This window comes from Paenibacillus provencensis (assembly GCF_042678545.1).
In the GTDB taxonomy this organism is placed as follows: domain Bacteria; phylum Bacillota; class Bacilli; order Paenibacillales; family Paenibacillaceae; genus Paenibacillus; species Paenibacillus provencensis.
The window spans coordinates 1,655,476-1,672,475 of the sequence record NZ_JBHTKX010000001.1; the positions used below are offsets into that span (position 1 = coordinate 1,655,476).

Genomic DNA, 17,000 nt, shown 5'->3' on the forward strand with positions numbered 1-17,000 from the left:
AAGTACTTGTACCTTGCTCCATCTTTCAACCCCACAAACTTCAGTGCATGCGGCCCATTATGTCCGCGAGGGTGTATTTCTGTAAAGATTTAAGCATTTGTTGCTCAACCTCATCCGTAATCTCTTCAAAAACTTGATCGAAGAGGCTACAGGTTTCATCCTGATCCGTTGGATTTAAATCTGAGTTTGTCTCAGTGTTTGTGATCAGAAAAATTTCAGCGAGCGTAATATGTGTTGGATCTGTTTTGAGCACATATCCACCGTCACGCCCTTCCCTTGCCTCAACCATACCCGCTTGTACGAACGGAAACAAAACTCTTCTTAGAAAAGATGCATTGATCTGAAGCGTCTCTGCCAGAACAGCACTGGACTGAACACATTGGTTGATGGCCAGCCATGTTAGAGCAAATGCTGCAATCCGAAATCGATGTTTCGGGATGATTTCTACCTTGTTTGGGTTCAACTGCATTCTCCCCCCTCCTTCCTGAAGCCGACCGTGGCATCTCCATGCAAGGAAACCCACATCGGCAGTTCGTAAATGTCAAAAAGCCCCCAACTATTAATCCGCATCTGGTCATGTGAAAATGGACTCATCTTCAAATAGGAGGATGAGCGCATGGATAAAGAGAAACTTCGTCAGCAATGGATGAAGCGCATCACCCAATATCAAAATAGCGGGACGAATCCTTGTCCGGATGTGTCGAATGAATAAAGTATGAAGAACATTGTCATCCCCGATACAATCGAACAATTGCTGGAGCAGAACATGAAGCTCCACACGCAGGTCGCAGAACTGACCGCCATGGTGATATGGTACGAAGAGCAGATCCGGTCTGCCTCTGTACCGCAACCATCACAGTCCTAGCGTAGCAAAAGTCCCCATCACATAGGTGGGGACTTTTAAACGCTTACGTCAGTTCTACGAGACTACATGTGGATCGAAAATAACGAGCAAGGACCACCTTCAACTCTACGTATTTTAGGTGCTTGAAACCCGGTGTCGTCTTCCACAAGCTGTGCCCTGTTACCGAATAAGCACAGAATCAGTTTAGCATAAATACTGATTCTGTGCAAATGTAGTTTCTGTTTCTATTACGCAGATGATGTTCGCAATTCATAACCTCTCAACATTCGAGTTCGAAAAAAGGGGTTAGATGGATTTTTTCCTGGATATTGCGTACCGTCTGGTCGGCCTTACATCACGCCGTTGTTGTTATTGGCGGGGATGTTCGGTCCGAACCACGGAGCGGAGTTGGTTTTCGGATCGCCGATGACTTGCAAGACGTCCCAGTGCTCAACCATCATCCCGTCCTCGCGCACCTTCCACATATCGACAACGGCGATGCCCGTATCGTCCGGGTCGTCGTTCAGGAAGTTCAGAAAATTGACATGCGCAAACAGATAGTCGCCAATGGCGACGATCTTGTGCACCACCACACGAGCATGCGGCCGTTCCTTGTGGAGGTTCTCAAACCATTCACCGAGCCCTTTCGCCCCATCCGCAAGGAGCGGATTGTGCTGGATATAGTCTTCGGTGACGTATTTCATGGCGCCTTCCATCGCCTGCTTCTTGTTGATGATCATGTCATAGCAATCGAGAAGGTTATTTTTGTTGCGAACGGCCTTGGGATCGTTCGTATCGACAAGCTCAATAATGGTATTCTTATTCATGGTAGTTTCTCCTTTTATGAAATTGAGGTAAAATTGTTCAGTTCAGCCCGAACAGATTGAGCCGGAACTTGTCCTGCTCGGCGTCGGATTTCTCGCGAACGACCCGAATGAACTGTTCCGCATCGGGCCCGACAGTCGCATAGGCAGGCGCGGGCGTCTGCTCTGAAATGGCGATGATCTGGTTCGCGGCAATGACCGGGTCGAGGCCATTGGCTTGCATCTCGTTGAACATGGCCGCGTACTTATCAAAATTCTCTCCATAGAGTTCACGCTGTTCGGGCGTCATCTCTTTCGAGAATTTCGCAAGGGCGGCTGCACTCGTCACCGATCCGGTCGTATTGAGGTTGCCGGGGGCCACGACCACGACATCCACACCGAACGGCTTGAGTTCTGCGCGATAAACAGTCGCAAAGGCTTCGATCGCGGCTTTTGACGCCCCAGACGGCCCGTTGAACGGTAACGGCAGGCGCGCGGTGATGGTGCTGATCTGAACGATCCGTCCCCGTGCTTTGCGCAGCGCCGGCAGGAAGTTGTTGATGACTGAAAGGGAGCCGATCACATTTACCTCGAACTCCCGCCGGACTTCGCCAAGTGGCACGAACTCCACCGGCCCCGGGGAAAGGATGCCGGCGTTGTTGATAAGAAGATCCAGTTCGCCGCCGGTCTGCGAAACGACGGACTGCGTCCAGCGCTTGACGGCAGGTTCATCGGTGATGTCACAGAGGGAGAGCTGGACGGCACCGTCGGTCGCTTCCTTCAACTCATCGATTTCGGTCTGCGATCTCGCTGTGCCGAAAACGCGGTAATTTTTCGCCGCGAGGGCAAGAGCTAGCTCTCGTCCGAGCCCTCTTCCTGCACCGGTTACGGCGGCGACAAGTGTTTTGTTTGAAGTCATAATGATCTACCTCCATACTCTTATTTTAGGCTAGCCCTATAGCTATCTCGGGGAGAACCAACTTTCTCCGAGTTCGATTGAAATCTCTTCCCTACCCCAACTCATCCTCGGATCGATGTGTGCTTACTACCGTCCCCGAGGCATTTCGTCGTTTGCGGGCTTCTTTCTTCGGCTCCTAGCGCCTAGGCCTTTTCTAGCTTATGCAGACTCCGCTTCGTCAGCTGTTCTTCACTTTTGGGGGTTACCTTGCTCCTTCAATTAGGTGCTTGAAACCCGGTTACGCCTCTGTTCGGAGAGGCTTGAGAGCGCCAGCCCAGGCGATCACTTGATCCAGCAACGGCCCTACTTCAGCATCATGCCGTGGATGTGGCTTGAACGTTGTGAAGTTTTCAAAATCCGTGAAGAGCGAGAGCATCACTTGTGCCGAAACGGTAGCAACATGTTGAGATGCCAACACGTTTCGCAGATGCTCCACCGCGCGTACACCTCCAACGCCCCCATAACTGACGAAAGCGGCCGCCTTGTTGTACCATTCAGGAGTTAAAAAGTCGATAGCATTCTTGAGCGCACCAGATAGACCATGGTTGTACTCGGGCACCACGAAAATGTAGGCATCAAAGCTCTTGATTTTCTTCGACCACGCTTTTGTATGCTCATGAACGTATTGTTGTCCGGTAGACGACGGCATCGGTTCGTCTAGCATCGGGAGGTTATAATCGGCAATGTCGACAATCTCGAATTCGGCATCCTTACGTTCCTTTGTGAGGTTGTACACCCACTTTGCAACATCGACATTGACACGACCTGGACGGGTGCTTCCAGTAACGATTGCGATTTTCAGCATATTTAGTATTCCTCCTTTCATGTCGTCTTCTACAAGCTGTGCACCTGTTACTGATTGAGCACAGAATCAGTTTAGCATAAATACTGATTCTGTGCAAACATAGTTTCTGTTTCTGTTTCGCAGATGGCGTTCGCCATTCATAGCCTCTCAACATTCGAGTTCGAAAAAAGGGGTTAGGTGGATTTTCCCCTGGGTATAACAAACGGAGCGATGACGATCCGGAATTTTCAAATCCTCATCGCTAGAGATGTATGATTAGGATATTCTCAGGCTGACAAGAGCAACGACTTCAAAGGTCCAGATCGGTCTCTTCGTACCAAGCGTTCTTGTGTTGGCACATGGCAATGCCAGAGATGCGTATGGTCCACATCATGGTACTGCGATGCTTGGCAGCTTCGAGGTTAAAATCCTCCTTTGCTCAACAACCAAGCCATTGAATTACAATGGGGTGATCTCTTGCGTTTCATTGTTGAACGCTCAAGCTTCTGGCCGTTGGGCTGGACACGGAGGCATCTCCTCATCCGCGAAGTAGTCGATGCCTGCCTCGTCAACGAGGCGACTGGCACAACAACGCATACGTTGATCGTTTCGGCGCACGGTATCAATTCAAGACAAAGACAACCCGTGATTTTCCAGTGTTCTCGTTCCAGGTCTTCTCGACATCGACGAGAGGCACGGTGAGTGTTTCGATCTGTAATTTTGCGGGTACGACGGTTTGCACCGAGTCGTTCGCTGCCCGGGTGATATCACCCATGGGAACGCTGCCGAGACCGCTGCCCATCAATACTACCGGCACAGGCCCGGAGCGCGGAAGATGGCAGCGTAATCTCTGGGCCGCAAGTCACTACGCAGTTCAATCCCGGTCGCCATGATCCGGTGTGGCTGCAAAGAAACGCATGTGCAATTGACGCAGTTGAGCAGCACAGTGCTAGATTTCTCCTTGGTCAGTGAGTTCTTGAGAAGCAAAATGATAGAATGCGGCTGCATCATCCCAGCTAGTAAACCCAGCTTGTGCCATGAGGTCACTTCCGCCGCCTTTTCCGTTGAAGCCTGCCAAGTGAGCCTTGAAGAATTTCCCACAGGAAGGTGATGCTTCTTTGTTCTGACAGAGGACGACCTTGTTCTCAGATGCTGAAGCAAGGAGAACCGGCAGCTCCGTCATCGCGGCTATTTTATTGGCCAGGTTCTGCAGATCCTTAAGTGTCTTGTCCGGGAAGACGTGATGAATAACCTTATCTGCCAAATCCTGAATCATTTGCTGAGCCATATAGTCATCATTTTGATCCTTAAGAACAGCCAGCTCAGCCTGCACCTGCTTATGTTCGTTCTCCAGCTGGATTAGACGGTCAGTAAGCTCTTCCTTACCTGATTTAAATCGGGAGGATAAAGTGCTGATGATCTGCCCATACATATTGAATTCCTTCAGAGCCCGATAGCCGGATATGAAATAAATTCGGGTATTGCCTTTTTGCTTCTCTGTCTTAAGCAGCTTGATCATTCCGATCTCACCGGTCGAGGATACGTGAGTTCCGCCGCAGGCATTATATTCGACATCTTTCATCTCTACAATGCGGATGTTCTCCTTCACTTTGGGCTGCTTTACAAGCTTGATCCTTGCCGCTTCCTCTTCGGTCACCCAATAAGTATGAATAGGATGATTCTTGTAGATATAACGGTTCGCTTCCTGCTCAATGGAGCTTAATTGGTCTCTACTCAGCTCAGCTGCTTCCACATCAATCGTGCAGTAATCCGCACCCAGATGAAAGCTTAGTGTAGGACATTCATAGAGCTCAAGGCATACAGCGGATAACAGATGCTGAGCGCTGTGCTGCTGCATATGATCAAACCGAACGTCCCAATCAATTATGCAGCTGACCTCTTTGGATTCCGGCAAGGCTTCAACCTGGTGTACAATCTGATCTCCATGGGTAGCAACATCCAGCACCGGAATCCCCTGTATTGTCCCGATGTCACATGGCTGCCCTCCCCCATGAGGATAAAAAGCCGTTTCTTCCAGCTCAACATAATAGCAGTCGTCTTGCTGCCATGTATGTATTATACGAGTCTCCCATTGCGTCAGATAAGGGGAGTCATAGTAAAGCTTCTTCGTCATATAGGAAGTTCCTTTCTTCTGTCGATCGTTATTTATTACCACAGTCCAGGGGTAAGGGATACTCCGAAGCTGTGCTATGTATCCGCAAGCCGCAGCATGCTTGTTTAATTATACACGCCTTCCTTCAATTAAGGTATTCGTGAAGCAAGGTCTTTTGCTGTCCATAAAAAAACCTTCGAGCACTTGGCGGTAATGGCTGCCAAGCCTCGAAGGTTCATAATATTCATTAGAGCACTTTCTGCAAGAAGCTGATCGTACGCTCATGCTTCGGATTACCGAATACTTGCTCCGGTGTACCCTCTTCAATGATATAACCGCCATCCATGAAAATGACCCGGTCGGCAACCTCACGTGCGAAGCCCATCTCATGAGTAACGATCATCATCGTCATGCCTTCACGAGCAAGGTCCTTCATAACGCCAAGTACTTCACCCACCATCTCAGGGTCAAGCGCCGAAGTCGGTTCATCGAACAGCATGACATCCGGATTCATCGCAAGCGCGCGGGCAATCGCTACCCGCTGCTTCTGACCACCTGATAATTCGGCTGGATAAGCCCCCGCTTTATCGGACAGACCGACACGCTGCAGTAAGCGTGTAGCCGTCTCACGTGCCTGTTGCTCATTCATTTTACCAAGCTCCATCGGAGCAAACATGATGTTCTTCATCACATTAAAATGCGGAAAAAGATTAAAATGCTGGAACACCATCCCAATATTTTCTCGAGCCTTATTTATATCTGTCTTGGGATCACTAAGATCCTGATCGTCTACTACCACATGTCCAGCCGTAATTTCTTCGAGCTTGTTAATGCAGCGTAAGAGCGTACTCTTGCCTGACCCGGAAGGACCGATGACACACACAACCTCACCTTCGTTGACGGACATATCAATGTTCTTAAGTACTTCATTTGAGCCATAGCTTTTCTTCAAGCCTTCAACACGAACTTTACCCACGACTACGTTTCACCTCCAGCGAGCTTGCAATTTTAGTGAGTATGGTGATAACAACCAGATACATGATCGCAACGATCAACCAGATATCAAAGGAAGCGAAGGTTCTCGCGATAATGATTTTACCGGATTGAGTCAATTCGACAAGTCCAATCGCGGATAGAATCGACGTATCCTTGAGTGTAATAACCAGCTGATTGATAAACGAAGGAATCATTACACGAATCGCTTGTGGAATGACAATCTTCATCATGGATGTGCGATAAGGCAGTCCCAGTGAACGCGCAGCTTCCATTTGGCCTTGATCAATGGATTGAATCCCGCCGCGGATGATCTCTGTTACATAAGCACCTGCATTCAAGCTAAGTGTCAGAATGGCAGCCAGGTACAGCGGCATTGTAAAGCCAAACGCCTGCGGAATACCAAAGTAAATAAAGAAGGCAAGTACGATAAGTGGTATACCACGGAATAAATCAACGAACACCGTTGCGATGAATCGCAAAGCTTTATTTTGTCCGACTTTCATGAGTCCGAAGATCAATCCAAGAATAAACGCAATGAACAAGGATATAATCGTATAGATCAGCGTTTGTCCAAGACCTTTTAACAACGGTGGGATTGACTGCAGAATCAGTTCGCCGCGACTTAAGGTTGGAGCAGGTACCCCTTCGCCTTCACCCAGATATTTGGCGAGAATCTGATCATACTCTCCGCTCGCTTTAAGGTTCGTGAGTCCGGCATTAAACTTTTGCAGCAGCTCTTGATTTTGCCCTTTGCTAACCGCAAAACCGTAGGAACCGCCCTCTTCCTTATCCGTTACAATCTTCAAACCGTTGTTTTGAGTTACCCCATAAGCCAGTACCGGGTAGTCTTCAAAAGTAGCAACAGAGTTGCCTGTCTTTACATCATCATACATCTGTGAGGAATCATCAAATGGTACAATACTGAAGCCGTACTGTTCAGAAATAGACTCGGCGAAGCTGTATCCTTCCGTACCGGTCTTAACAGCTACTTTCTGTCCTCTAAGATCTTCGTAGCTCTGAATGGTATCGTTATTTGCACCAACACCCATAACAACCCCGGATTCAAAATAGGAATCTGAGAAATCAAATTTCTGTTTTCTCTCATCCGTAATACTCATACCGGCAATAACGCCGTCGACTTGATTCGACTCAAGCGCTTGAACTGCCGCATTAAACCCTAACGGTTTAATTTCGTACTGGAAATTTTGATCCTTCGCGATCGCATCTAACAGATCTATGTCGATACCGACAAATTCACCGTTTACATCTTGGAATTCAAACGGGGCAAATGTAATATCTGTTCCAATCACATAGGTTTTTCCGGAATTCGACTGTGCTGAAGCACCTCCCGCCCATCCGGACAAGCCAGTTACTAGAAGCAGCACCAGCGACAGAATAAAAAATGAGACCTTTGTTGTTTTCATATGTCCTCCTCTTGACGGTCTTCTTTTTCATAGTTACACCTGATTTACGGAAGGAGCTCGTACTCCTTTTTTAACAGACGTAACGATTATTATACAATTTTATTGGCCTCATGAAAATAATCATTCGATGAATTTTTGTACAGTTATTATTCGTCTCTCCTGTGCATTCGATTCAATTCAGCTTGGTCACCATCTTAAAGTCCGAACCATCTTTCAACTAACAACGCAGTTATAATTCTTCAATCAGAAGTATTCTCACAAAAAAAGCCATCTCCACTGCTCACTTAAGCAGTAAAGATGACTCGAATTTTCTCCTGTCTTAATTCTCAGCTGTATCTACTTTTACAAGCATCTTGCCGATATTCGTGCCCTGGAACAGCTCCAGGAATGCTTCAGGAACACGGTCGAAGCCTTCGAAGATCGTTTCTTCATATTTGAGCTTACCTTCTGCTAACCATTGTCCTAACATTTTGGCTCCCTCAGGCAAGCGATCTGCATAATCCCCGAGTACAAAGCCTTTGATCATGGAGCGTGTCTTGATGAGCTTCGTCAGAATACGTGGTCCTACATCGCCGCCTTCTTCTTCATTATATGCAGAGATGGCACCGCATAGCGGAATACGTGCATAATCGTTCAGCTCCGTCATCACCGCATCGGAAATATCGCCGCCAACATTATCAAAGTACACATCGACCCCATTAGGGCACGCCTGCTGAAGATCTTTTTTCAAATCAGACGTGGTCTTATAGTTAATTGCGGCATCAAATCCAAGCTCCTTCGTGAGCCAGGATGTTTTCTCATCCGAGCCTGCAATACCGACTACATGTGCACCTTGAATTTTGGCAATTTGTCCGACAATGGAGCCGACCGCTCCAGCTGCCCCAGACACGACCACCGTCTCACCTTCCTTGGGACGACCAATATCCATTAGTCCAAAATAAGCCGTCAAGCCTGTCATGCCAATGACACTAAGATAGGCAGATAATGGCGCAATTTTCTCATCGATCTGTTGGAGCTTGTCAGCCTCCGCTACATTATATAGCTGCCATCCAAGCATACCTAATACCTTATCACCTTTGCTGAATTTATCGGATCGTGAATCAATAACTTCTCCAACAACTCCGCCTGTAATCACTTCTCCAAGTGGATATGGGGGAACATAGGATTTGGAATCATTCATTCGCCCGCGCATGTAAGGGTCCACGGACAAATAAATGGATTTAACCAACACTTGACCTTGTGCTGGCTCTTGTATAGGTGCTTCTTCGAATTTAAATGTTTCTTCTGTCGGCATTCCTTGGGGTCTTGAATGGAGTAAGATCTTTCGGTTCATCATAATGAATATCACTCATTTCTTAAGTATTGTGCCCAGTTTACGTTAAACTCGGGACGTGAAAAAGATACGGGAATGTAAAGTTTTAAAACTTTCAAACTATAACTCCAAATTAAAGGGTTTCTCTTCTGCCTTACAGGCTATCCAAGAAACCCGGTACTGCCGTATTAAACATATCCTTTACTAAATGTATCTTCTTATTCTGTCCTTCTCTAACGACTTTAATCAGCTCAGCATCATTCATAATTTTCAGATGATAGGTTACGTTGGATTTGTCCATGCCAAGCGTCCTTCCAATCTCTCCACAGCTATTGAATTGAGGACGATCGAGCAAGTAACGGACAATCTCGATGCGTTTCTTCTCAGCTAATGCCTTGAATATTCGCGCTCTCTTCTCATCATCCATCGTCAATAGTTTGATAGTCATAGAACTATCTTACCTATTAAACCTTATCTTTGTCAATGAAACCAAATAAGATGCCTCTCCCTTAACCCACTACTGCAGTTCCAGCAAATGAACGGGCACCTAATGTAGCATCCCGGGTTGTCGAAACGACGATGATATATTGTATTTGACCAGCTAGTACATCTTGCACTGGGGGAAAATCGACGGCAGTAATGTCAACCATTTCATAACGTATCTCATTTATGTCCCCTGTTCCTGGATTGACAGTTGTAAATATGAGTGTCCCGTTTCGGTAAATTCGAAAGGTAACATCCGATGTAAAAGGTCCATTGGGTCCGGGTGCTGCCAGCCTCAAGTAAGCGTTTAACATGACTCTAACATATCCGGCTTCTTGGGGTGATACCGATGTGGTCTGTAATCCAATGTTACCAAATACATATCCTCCCATTGAAGAAGTTAACGTGAAACCAGGCACATCGACAGTACTATCCTGTGCAATTCTCATGTCTACCAATCGGCTGCTCATGATCACATCACCTCTATTTTGATATATTAATAGATTATTCAATTTGAGAGATTATGAGTCAGGCACATGAGCAATTAATACAGGCAAAGAAGGATAAATAGAAATAAAGCCACTGCTTGAGCGGCTTCATTCCTTGATCATATCGATATAGAATGTAAATTAAGAAATAATTCGTAAATCTTACAGCAATCTTGCAAGCTCATCATATTGTAATTGAATTTGCGGATGATAGTCATCACTTTTTACATACTGAAGGATGCTATTCAAGAATTGTTTTCCTTCCGGTGTATGAGCGATCTCCTTATCATCAAAGGTTCCGACGACAACTCGGCCATTTAATACACGAGCTTCAAACAGCAAGCTGAGCTTATGATTACGTTCGAAATTGTCGATGGTTTGTACGATGGGCTGGAGCTTCGGCACCGTATCGTCCAATACGATGGACCTGGAATTCATGACAATGCTCCACCATGGATAGGTGGAATGTGTCTCCGTAGGGAAAGACTCAAACACGGGATGCTTATTATCAATATATAATCCCATCGTTCCAACAGGCGTAGGCTTATTCATACTCTCTGAAATGGAACGGAACATAGGGTAACACCAGAAGTCTGTACTGTAGGTACCTTCAATGGAATGAGTCAATGACGCCGGATCTGGAAGGAGTAAAATATCTTCCCCACGCTCAAGCAGCTCTTTTGCCTGATCATTAAGCTCTCGGAACAAATGAGTCCCTGTCCAGTCTAGTTCTTGATGAACCGGGTATATCCAAAGATCATAGTTCTTATAAATATCGGTCCCTGCTATGGAGAGCTTCAGCACGACTTGAGTCATAGAAGTTACGCTTGGCAGCTGTGTGTGAATAGAGCCGATATTTATATAATTCAAATCTTGTCCAACCGAAACTTCCATTTCTCCTTCGACTAATACATCTTCATTATTTATTAATTCCCATTTTAGCGTCTTACCATTTAAAGAGTCAGTCCTATAATAACTCAGCTGGATATCAGCTTCAAAAGACTCTCCGGCTTCATAATTATAGCGGTCAAAACGGGCCAACAGAACAGCATCCGAGCAAAATGTCCTCCACTCTTCGGGCGTTACAAGTCCCTTGGAATCCATGAAGGCGTCCAGAACCCCGACGAGAGCTGTTCCTTGTCCACTGAAATCCTGTAAATCGAGCAATTGAAAGCCTGCAAGCTTCTTGGTCCGGAATGCGGCTTCTAGTTCCTCCTTATAGCAGGCAACGGCCAATTTTCCAGAGTTCTCAAAATAAGCTTCGGCCAAATGTCCTAACCCCTTGGCTTCGAGACGAGTACGGAATACTTCAAAGTTCTTCGCCTTGAGCGGTCCTGTGTACTTCTCGATCTCCTTAAAATTCGGATAGGTTGCATATTGCCCGATCTCATGAGAAATGACTGGAATGCGAGGGATCAGCTGCTCTTCTGCTGTCTCAGCTTGTACAGTACGCATCTCGGTTCCATATTGAATTTGGATCGACTGATTACCAGATTCCTTGTCCCCATCATCAAGCTTTGCAGACGGCCAGATCTGTTCATCATAATCCTTCATCGTGCCGGGGAAGTCAGTTTGAACATGTCCAAGTGGAGCATCACACATGGCATAGGAGCCACGGAACAAGCGTTCTTTGGAAAAGCGTACACCACAGTAAAAGTCATCTTCCTCCAGAATTACAGGTACAAATTGAAAATTGTTTGAGCCTTCCGTATACAAATGCCGTGAATCGTAGGCCTTATACTGCTTCAAAATGTCATTTAATCTCTCTTTGCTCCCCCATAGCTCATTACCCAGCGACATCATCACAAATGACGGATGATTACCGAATTCACGCAGCATTGCATACCCTTCACGAATTAAATAATCCTGTTCCGCCTGATTATGCTGTTCATGCGTCTCATCCGTGATGGTCCCCCAGAACGGAAGCTCAGGCTCCATATATATGCCCAGCATATCTGCAGCGATAAAGGCGGCTTCCGGCGGGCAGCACGTATGGAAGCGATAATGATTGATCCCATACGATTTTGATATCGTCATAATACGCAGCCATTCCTCTACATCCGTTGGGGCGTAGCCAGTAAGCGGAAAGATCAAGCCATCATGCTTGCCGCGAAGAAATGTTTTATTACCATTGATTGTAAACTTATCTCCATCTGCTCTGAATTCCCGAAGTCCGATCAAGACGTTATGAGAATCCAGCACCTCTCCGCTAACCGCTTTCAGCTCAACCTTCAGCTCGTACAAATTAGGCTTCAGATCACTCCACAGCTGCGCTTCTTCACCCATTTCATAAGTGACAGATACGTTATTCGAGCTTAACTGAAATGTTTGCTCCTTCACCGTATGCTTGATATCCGTGTTAGAGCTGCATGCCGAAATGTGAAGCTGTGCTGCATCCCATCTGCCGTTAAGATGGGCTGTGATGTGAACTGTCTTTTTCACCGGATCGGTATAGGTTTGAATGTTCTCTAGATAATCTTGACTGTAGAATTGAAGCTCTACTCGCCCCGTAATTCCGTTCCAGTTGGTCTGTGTATCCTCGGAAGTCATATGTCCACCCTTGGTCGGGTAATTCGTATTGTCCACACGGATCGTAATTGTGTGCTTCCCTTCGCTTAGGGTACCCGTTAGATCATATACGTGCGGAGTGTTCAGACTGTTCTGTGTCCCCATCTCTTCTCCATCCACCCATACCGTAGTGACACGTGTTCGCTCCAAGAATAGAAAACATGGCTTGTCCTGAAGCTCCTCTGGAACTTCAACCTCTCTCGCAAACCAAGCATAACCTTCAAATGCATATTCATCGGTTAATGACCCGATTTTGACCTCTGTATTCTTCTTCCCTTTATTGGCATGGGATGTCGTATTCGGCAATGTAATGCTATCCTCAAATGGCAGCTGAAGACCGTGCTTCTGCTCATCCAGCTGCAGACTCCAAGCCCCTTCTAAATTCATTCTGTGCAGCATTGATTTCTATTCCCCCCTCCAATCGTTCTGTAACTATGTAATACATGCAATTCTATCATGATAACGCTTCATTTATAAGGCTTCAGAATCCAATTGATAAATTATGAAGCTGAAACTATACATTTTTTAAACTTCAATTCAGACTACAACGCGGTTAGTATAACAGCCAACCCATTAAACCCTCCATGAACAATCATGGCAGGAACAATCGATCCCGTCTTCTCATAGCACCATGCACAAATGACTCCGGATATAAAATTGACGGGTAAGGTGTTGTACGTAGGAATATGAACAATGGTAAAGACGATCGAGCTAAGAATTAATCCGGCGCTAACTCCCCATTGAACTCGAAACCATTTGTATAGAAATCCGCGATAAAAGATTTCTTCATACACCGGTGATACAATCACCGCAGAGACAAATCCGATCATTAAAGTAAACCAGCTCATATTCTGCTGAAGGCTTTCAGTTTTGCTAATGAATTATTTATCAACAGGTATGGTGTCAAAAAAGCTAAATGTATCTTTACGCACCCTTCGTTATTATGATCAGATTGAGCTAGTACAGCCATCATACAAAGACGAAAATGGCAAACGCCACTACACACCAGAAAACTTGCTGCTGCTTGAAAAAGTATTACTGCTTAAGTCTGCATCTATGTCCCTCGAAGATATCAAGAAATTGATTAATCAATTATCCATCGAAAAAACGCTGCATGTTCATAGAGACCAGCTTAAATATGATATTGAGCGTTTACAGCAGGCGCTCGATTACACGAACACACTGATGAACATGACCAAGCTGCAAACAGAGATCAAATGGGACCTCCTGCTTCCACTATTGTCAAATGAACAGGAAGCTGAGGAACGTAAACGAAGAAAAAAACAGGTGATGGAGGAGTGGTTCACAGCGGATGAACAAACTATTCTTACAGATCAATTGCCAAAAATGGAGAACGATCCTGTTCATATGACGAAATGGATTAACTTGATTAAGCGAATCGAAATTTGTCTGGAGGAGAATAAATACCCAAGTTCACGCGATGCTCAAATCATTGCCGAGGATACTCTTCTGCTATCTGACGAAATGTTTCAAGGTAATAAGGAGCTTGCCGATAAGTTCTGGGAAGCAAGGAGATCGGAGGAAGCTTCATCGGATCTAAATCTGTATCCGATCAAAGAGGAAATGATCATTTTTATGGAGCAGGCAATTATTTATTATGAAACCAAGAATTTTATATAGTCTCCATAAAGAATAATCAATCGACTATAGCTATTAACTTAACGACACCATATTCCAAAAAATAGCAGCACTCATGAATCTAAATGTTATACATAAAATGCTGCATAACTATAATCGTGAAGTCCAGGGTAAATTAAGTTTACCTCTGGATTTTTGCGTTGTATTCCCAGTTAAATTCATCACAGTGAAGCACGATAAATGTTGACAAATTGTGAACAGAGTAGTAGTTTAGAACCATGCAATATATTTGAACGTTTGTTCAAAACACATGTTCAAATAATGTGTCCCATCAACCAATTAGAATGAACTTAGAAGGAGAGATTCAGATGAACTACAAAAATATTAGTGTAGCGGGCAGTGGTGTATTAGGGAGTCAAATTGCTTATCAAACGGCATTCCATGGATTTCAAGTAACCGTATATGATATTAATGATGAAGCCCTGGATAAAGCAAAGGAGCGGATCTCGAAGCTCAAAGCTCGTTATCAGGAGGATTTGGGAGCGAGTCAACAGGAGGTTGATGCTGCTTACGAACGTCTATCCTTTAACTCAGATCTCAGTGCAGCCGTTTCAAGCGCGGACCTGGTCATTGAAGCCATCCCAGAGATTGTGCCGATTAAGACGGATTTCTACAAGAAACTCGGTGAAGCTGCACCTGCACATACCATCTTTGCATCCAATTCTTCTACTCTGCTGCCTAGTCAGTTTGCCGAAGTAACGGGTCGTCCAGGTCAGTTTCTCGTCCTTCACTTCGCTAATGAGATCTGGAAGAACAATACAGCAGAGATTATGAAGCATCCTGGTACAGATGAAAAGGTGTTCGAGGATGTGATTGCATTTGCTCGTGCCATCGGCATGGTGGCCCTTCCGCTTCATAAGGAGCAGCCCGGCTACATACTCAACTCACTTCTTGTTCCATTGTTAGATGCAGCTGAGCTCCTGTTGGTTAAAGAGATTGCAGATCCGGAAACAATCGACAAAACCTGGATGGTCGGTACGGGCGCACCGAAGGGACCTTTTGCGATTCTTGACGTGGTTGGTCTAAATACAGCCTATAACATCGTTCTTGCGAAAGCAAAGGCTACGAGTAATCCCACTTTGGAAAAAGTGGCTCAACTGCTGAAGACTGAATATATCGACAAAGGCAAGCTTGGCGTTGCAACCGGAGAAGGCTTCTACAAGTATCCCAATCCAAGCTATGAGCATCCCGATTTCCTTAAAAGCTAAAAGGAGTATATTATCTGATGAGCCTTGCGAAGGATGACCAGGGAAAAAATAAAAATGTGAAAGAGCAAATCCTAAAAGCAGCCAAGAAGCTGTTCTCATCTCAAGGATATGAAGCGACGACGGTCAGGCAAATCTGTGAAGAAGCAGGCGTTTCGCTGGCCCTCGTGTCCTATCATTTTGGCGGTAAGGAGAAGGTGTTCTTCGCCTTGTTTGATCCGATTAGGGAGACAACCCGGAACCATCTATATGACTTGTCGAAGCCATTAGCTGCTCTGACTGATTTTTGCAGATCCTTTGTCTTATTCAGGTACGAGGAGCACGAACTGATCACTATTCTTCAGCAAGAGCTCTTCTTGAAGAGTCCGAGACTCGATCTGATGACCGATGTTTTCCTCCCCTCATGGAATGAGCTTCGACAGATTCTGACGGCTTGTAAGGAGAACGGAATTGTTGAATATGAGTCATTAGAAATGACCATTAATTTTGTAATGGGAACCTTGATATTCTCATTAAGCAATCCGTTTCTAAATCCAATAGTAAAGAATTATTCGCCAGAAGAAGCTTCGGAGCAAGCCATTGGATATATTCTTAAAGGCATACGAATTAATAAAGGCACGCAGTAGATGCGTGCCTTTTGCTTGTATCGATTGACACAGAAAATACGAATGTTTAGATTAGTTCACTCTTCTTCTCTACCTACTGTTTCAATTAATTTGTTAATCCAGCTCATTTCCGTCTTTAACTTGGAGATAGATACCTTCAACACTTGATCCCGGTAATGATCAATGTTAGGCTGCTCAAGTCTTTCCTCTAGATTTAATAAGAGCTGTTCAAGGTCCTTCATTCTCATATTTAATATACGCAGCCGTTTATCCTGTGAAATATACCGGAATAAAGACACTCTGATCAAGAATTCCGAATGATGCCTCGCATCTCTCTCCGTAAATGCATTGACCAGCTCCGTTATTCGTCTCTTCCCATTCTCTGTTATTTCATATATATACTGAGTAGGCCCTCCACTCTGTTCATTTATTCGTTTCGTGACCAGTCCTTCTTCCGTAAACTTTCGTAATGCAGGATACAGCATGTTGTTGTTCACATCGGTCAAATATCCTAAATCCTTCTGGATTTCCTTCTTAATTTCATAACCATGCTTAGGTGAGTCCTCAATCTGGATAAGTATAAGCAGCTCTATGTACATAATGTTACCTCTTATATAGTTTAGTATCTTGGTGCTCAAATGTATTGTAAGCTTACCAATTACCCGCTTCATCTTCAATCCCATATTCGACAAAAAGCTGAGATAGGGTCTTATGGTCATGGGTCGTTCGCATGTGTTTCGTCATTTTTATATATGTTA

16 protein-coding genes are annotated in these 17,000 nt (G+C 45.2%); 3 read left to right on the forward strand and 13 right to left on the reverse strand.

Going from position 1 to position 17,000, the window contains the following annotated elements:
* Nucleotides 1-40: 40 nt before the first annotated feature.
* The 12 genes from ACFQ3J_RS07920 to ACFQ3J_RS07975 all read right to left on the reverse strand — a co-directional run bounded on the left by ACFQ3J_RS07920 (nucleotide 41) and on the right by ACFQ3J_RS07975 (nucleotide 13,603).
* Nucleotides 41-469 carry an RrF2 family transcriptional regulator gene (locus tag ACFQ3J_RS07920; protein WP_091156035.1) on the reverse strand — a complete coding sequence of 143 codons (429 nt, stop codon included), beginning with the start codon at nucleotides 467-469 and terminating at the stop codon, nucleotides 41-43.
* Between the two features lie 725 nt (nucleotides 470-1,194).
* Nucleotides 1,195-1,671, reverse strand: coding sequence for a nuclear transport factor 2 family protein (locus ACFQ3J_RS07925; protein ID WP_211753652.1), 477 nt, complete (start codon nucleotides 1,669-1,671; stop codon nucleotides 1,195-1,197).
* 37 nt (nucleotides 1,672-1,708) lie between these two features.
* Complete coding sequence (locus ACFQ3J_RS07930; RefSeq protein WP_091156033.1) at nucleotides 1,709-2,566, reverse strand: SDR family NAD(P)-dependent oxidoreductase; 858 nt, start codon at nucleotides 2,564-2,566, stop codon at nucleotides 1,709-1,711.
* A 277-nt stretch (nucleotides 2,567-2,843) separates the two neighbouring features.
* Nucleotides 2,844-3,410: an NADPH-dependent FMN reductase gene (locus ACFQ3J_RS07935; RefSeq protein ID WP_251583888.1), complete on the reverse strand. Its 567-nt coding sequence runs from the start codon at nucleotides 3,408-3,410 to the stop codon at nucleotides 2,844-2,846.
* Between the two features lie 928 nt (nucleotides 3,411-4,338).
* Nucleotides 4,339-5,523 carry an alanyl-tRNA editing protein gene (locus tag ACFQ3J_RS07940; protein ID WP_251583887.1) on the reverse strand — a complete coding sequence of 395 codons (1,185 nt, stop codon included), beginning with the start codon at nucleotides 5,521-5,523 and terminating at the stop codon, nucleotides 4,339-4,341.
* 226 nt (nucleotides 5,524-5,749) lie between these two features.
* On the reverse strand, nucleotides 5,750-6,478 hold the full coding sequence (locus ACFQ3J_RS07945) for an amino acid ABC transporter ATP-binding protein (RefSeq protein ID WP_251583886.1): 729 nt from the start codon (nucleotides 6,476-6,478) through the stop codon (nucleotides 5,750-5,752).
* Nucleotides 6,471-7,922 carry an amino acid ABC transporter substrate-binding protein/permease gene (locus ACFQ3J_RS07950; protein ID WP_251583885.1) on the reverse strand — a complete coding sequence of 484 codons (1,452 nt, stop codon included), beginning with the start codon at nucleotides 7,920-7,922 and terminating at the stop codon, nucleotides 6,471-6,473. Before ACFQ3J_RS07950 ends, ACFQ3J_RS07945 begins: the two co-directional genes overlap by 8 nt.
* Nucleotides 7,923-8,241: 319 nt before the next feature.
* Nucleotides 8,242-9,258, reverse strand: a complete 1,017-nt coding sequence (locus ACFQ3J_RS07955; protein ID WP_251583884.1) for an NADP-dependent oxidoreductase — start codon at nucleotides 9,256-9,258, stop codon at nucleotides 8,242-8,244.
* Nucleotides 9,259-9,388: 130 nt separating this feature from the next.
* A complete protein-coding gene (locus tag ACFQ3J_RS07960; RefSeq protein ID WP_091156019.1) occupies nucleotides 9,389-9,682 on the reverse strand; it encodes an ArsR/SmtB family transcription factor in 294 nt (97 codons plus the stop codon).
* Nucleotides 9,683-9,743: 61 nt separating this feature from the next.
* The gene (locus tag ACFQ3J_RS07965) at nucleotides 9,744-10,187 is read right to left on the reverse strand and encodes a hypothetical protein (RefSeq protein ID WP_251583883.1); all 444 of its coding nucleotides are present in this window, start codon (nucleotides 10,185-10,187) and stop codon (nucleotides 9,744-9,746) included.
* Nucleotides 10,188-10,367: 180 nt separating this feature from the next.
* Complete coding sequence (locus ACFQ3J_RS07970) at nucleotides 10,368-13,172, reverse strand: sugar-binding domain-containing protein (protein WP_251583882.1); 2,805 nt, start codon at nucleotides 13,170-13,172, stop codon at nucleotides 10,368-10,370.
* A gap of 143 nt (nucleotides 13,173-13,315) precedes the next feature.
* Nucleotides 13,316-13,603, reverse strand: a complete 288-nt coding sequence (locus ACFQ3J_RS07975; protein ID WP_251583881.1) for a CPBP family intramembrane glutamic endopeptidase — start codon at nucleotides 13,601-13,603, stop codon at nucleotides 13,316-13,318.
* Nucleotides 13,604-13,649: 46 nt separating this feature from the next.
* On the opposite strand from ACFQ3J_RS07975, the gene ACFQ3J_RS07980 reads away from it, so the two are divergent.
* The 3 genes from ACFQ3J_RS07980 (at nucleotide 13,650) to ACFQ3J_RS07990 (ending at nucleotide 16,263) form a co-directional block, all read left to right on the forward strand.
* Complete coding sequence (locus tag ACFQ3J_RS07980) at nucleotides 13,650-14,414, forward strand: MerR family transcriptional regulator (RefSeq protein WP_251584059.1); 765 nt, start codon at nucleotides 13,650-13,652, stop codon at nucleotides 14,412-14,414.
* A gap of 326 nt (nucleotides 14,415-14,740) precedes the next feature.
* The gene (locus ACFQ3J_RS07985) at nucleotides 14,741-15,640 is read left to right on the forward strand and encodes a 3-hydroxyacyl-CoA dehydrogenase (RefSeq protein ID WP_251583880.1); all 900 of its coding nucleotides are present in this window, start codon (nucleotides 14,741-14,743) and stop codon (nucleotides 15,638-15,640) included.
* A 17-nt stretch (nucleotides 15,641-15,657) separates the two neighbouring features.
* The gene (locus ACFQ3J_RS07990; protein WP_251583879.1) at nucleotides 15,658-16,263 is read left to right on the forward strand and encodes a TetR/AcrR family transcriptional regulator; all 606 of its coding nucleotides are present in this window, start codon (nucleotides 15,658-15,660) and stop codon (nucleotides 16,261-16,263) included.
* A 56-nt stretch (nucleotides 16,264-16,319) separates the two neighbouring features.
* Here the strand turns inward: ACFQ3J_RS07990 and ACFQ3J_RS07995 are convergent, their stop codons facing one another.
* Nucleotides 16,320-16,841 (reverse strand): PadR family transcriptional regulator, encoded by a 522-nt coding sequence (locus tag ACFQ3J_RS07995; protein WP_251583878.1) that lies wholly within the window; start codon nucleotides 16,839-16,841, stop codon nucleotides 16,320-16,322.
* Nucleotides 16,842-17,000: the final 159 nt, after the last annotated feature.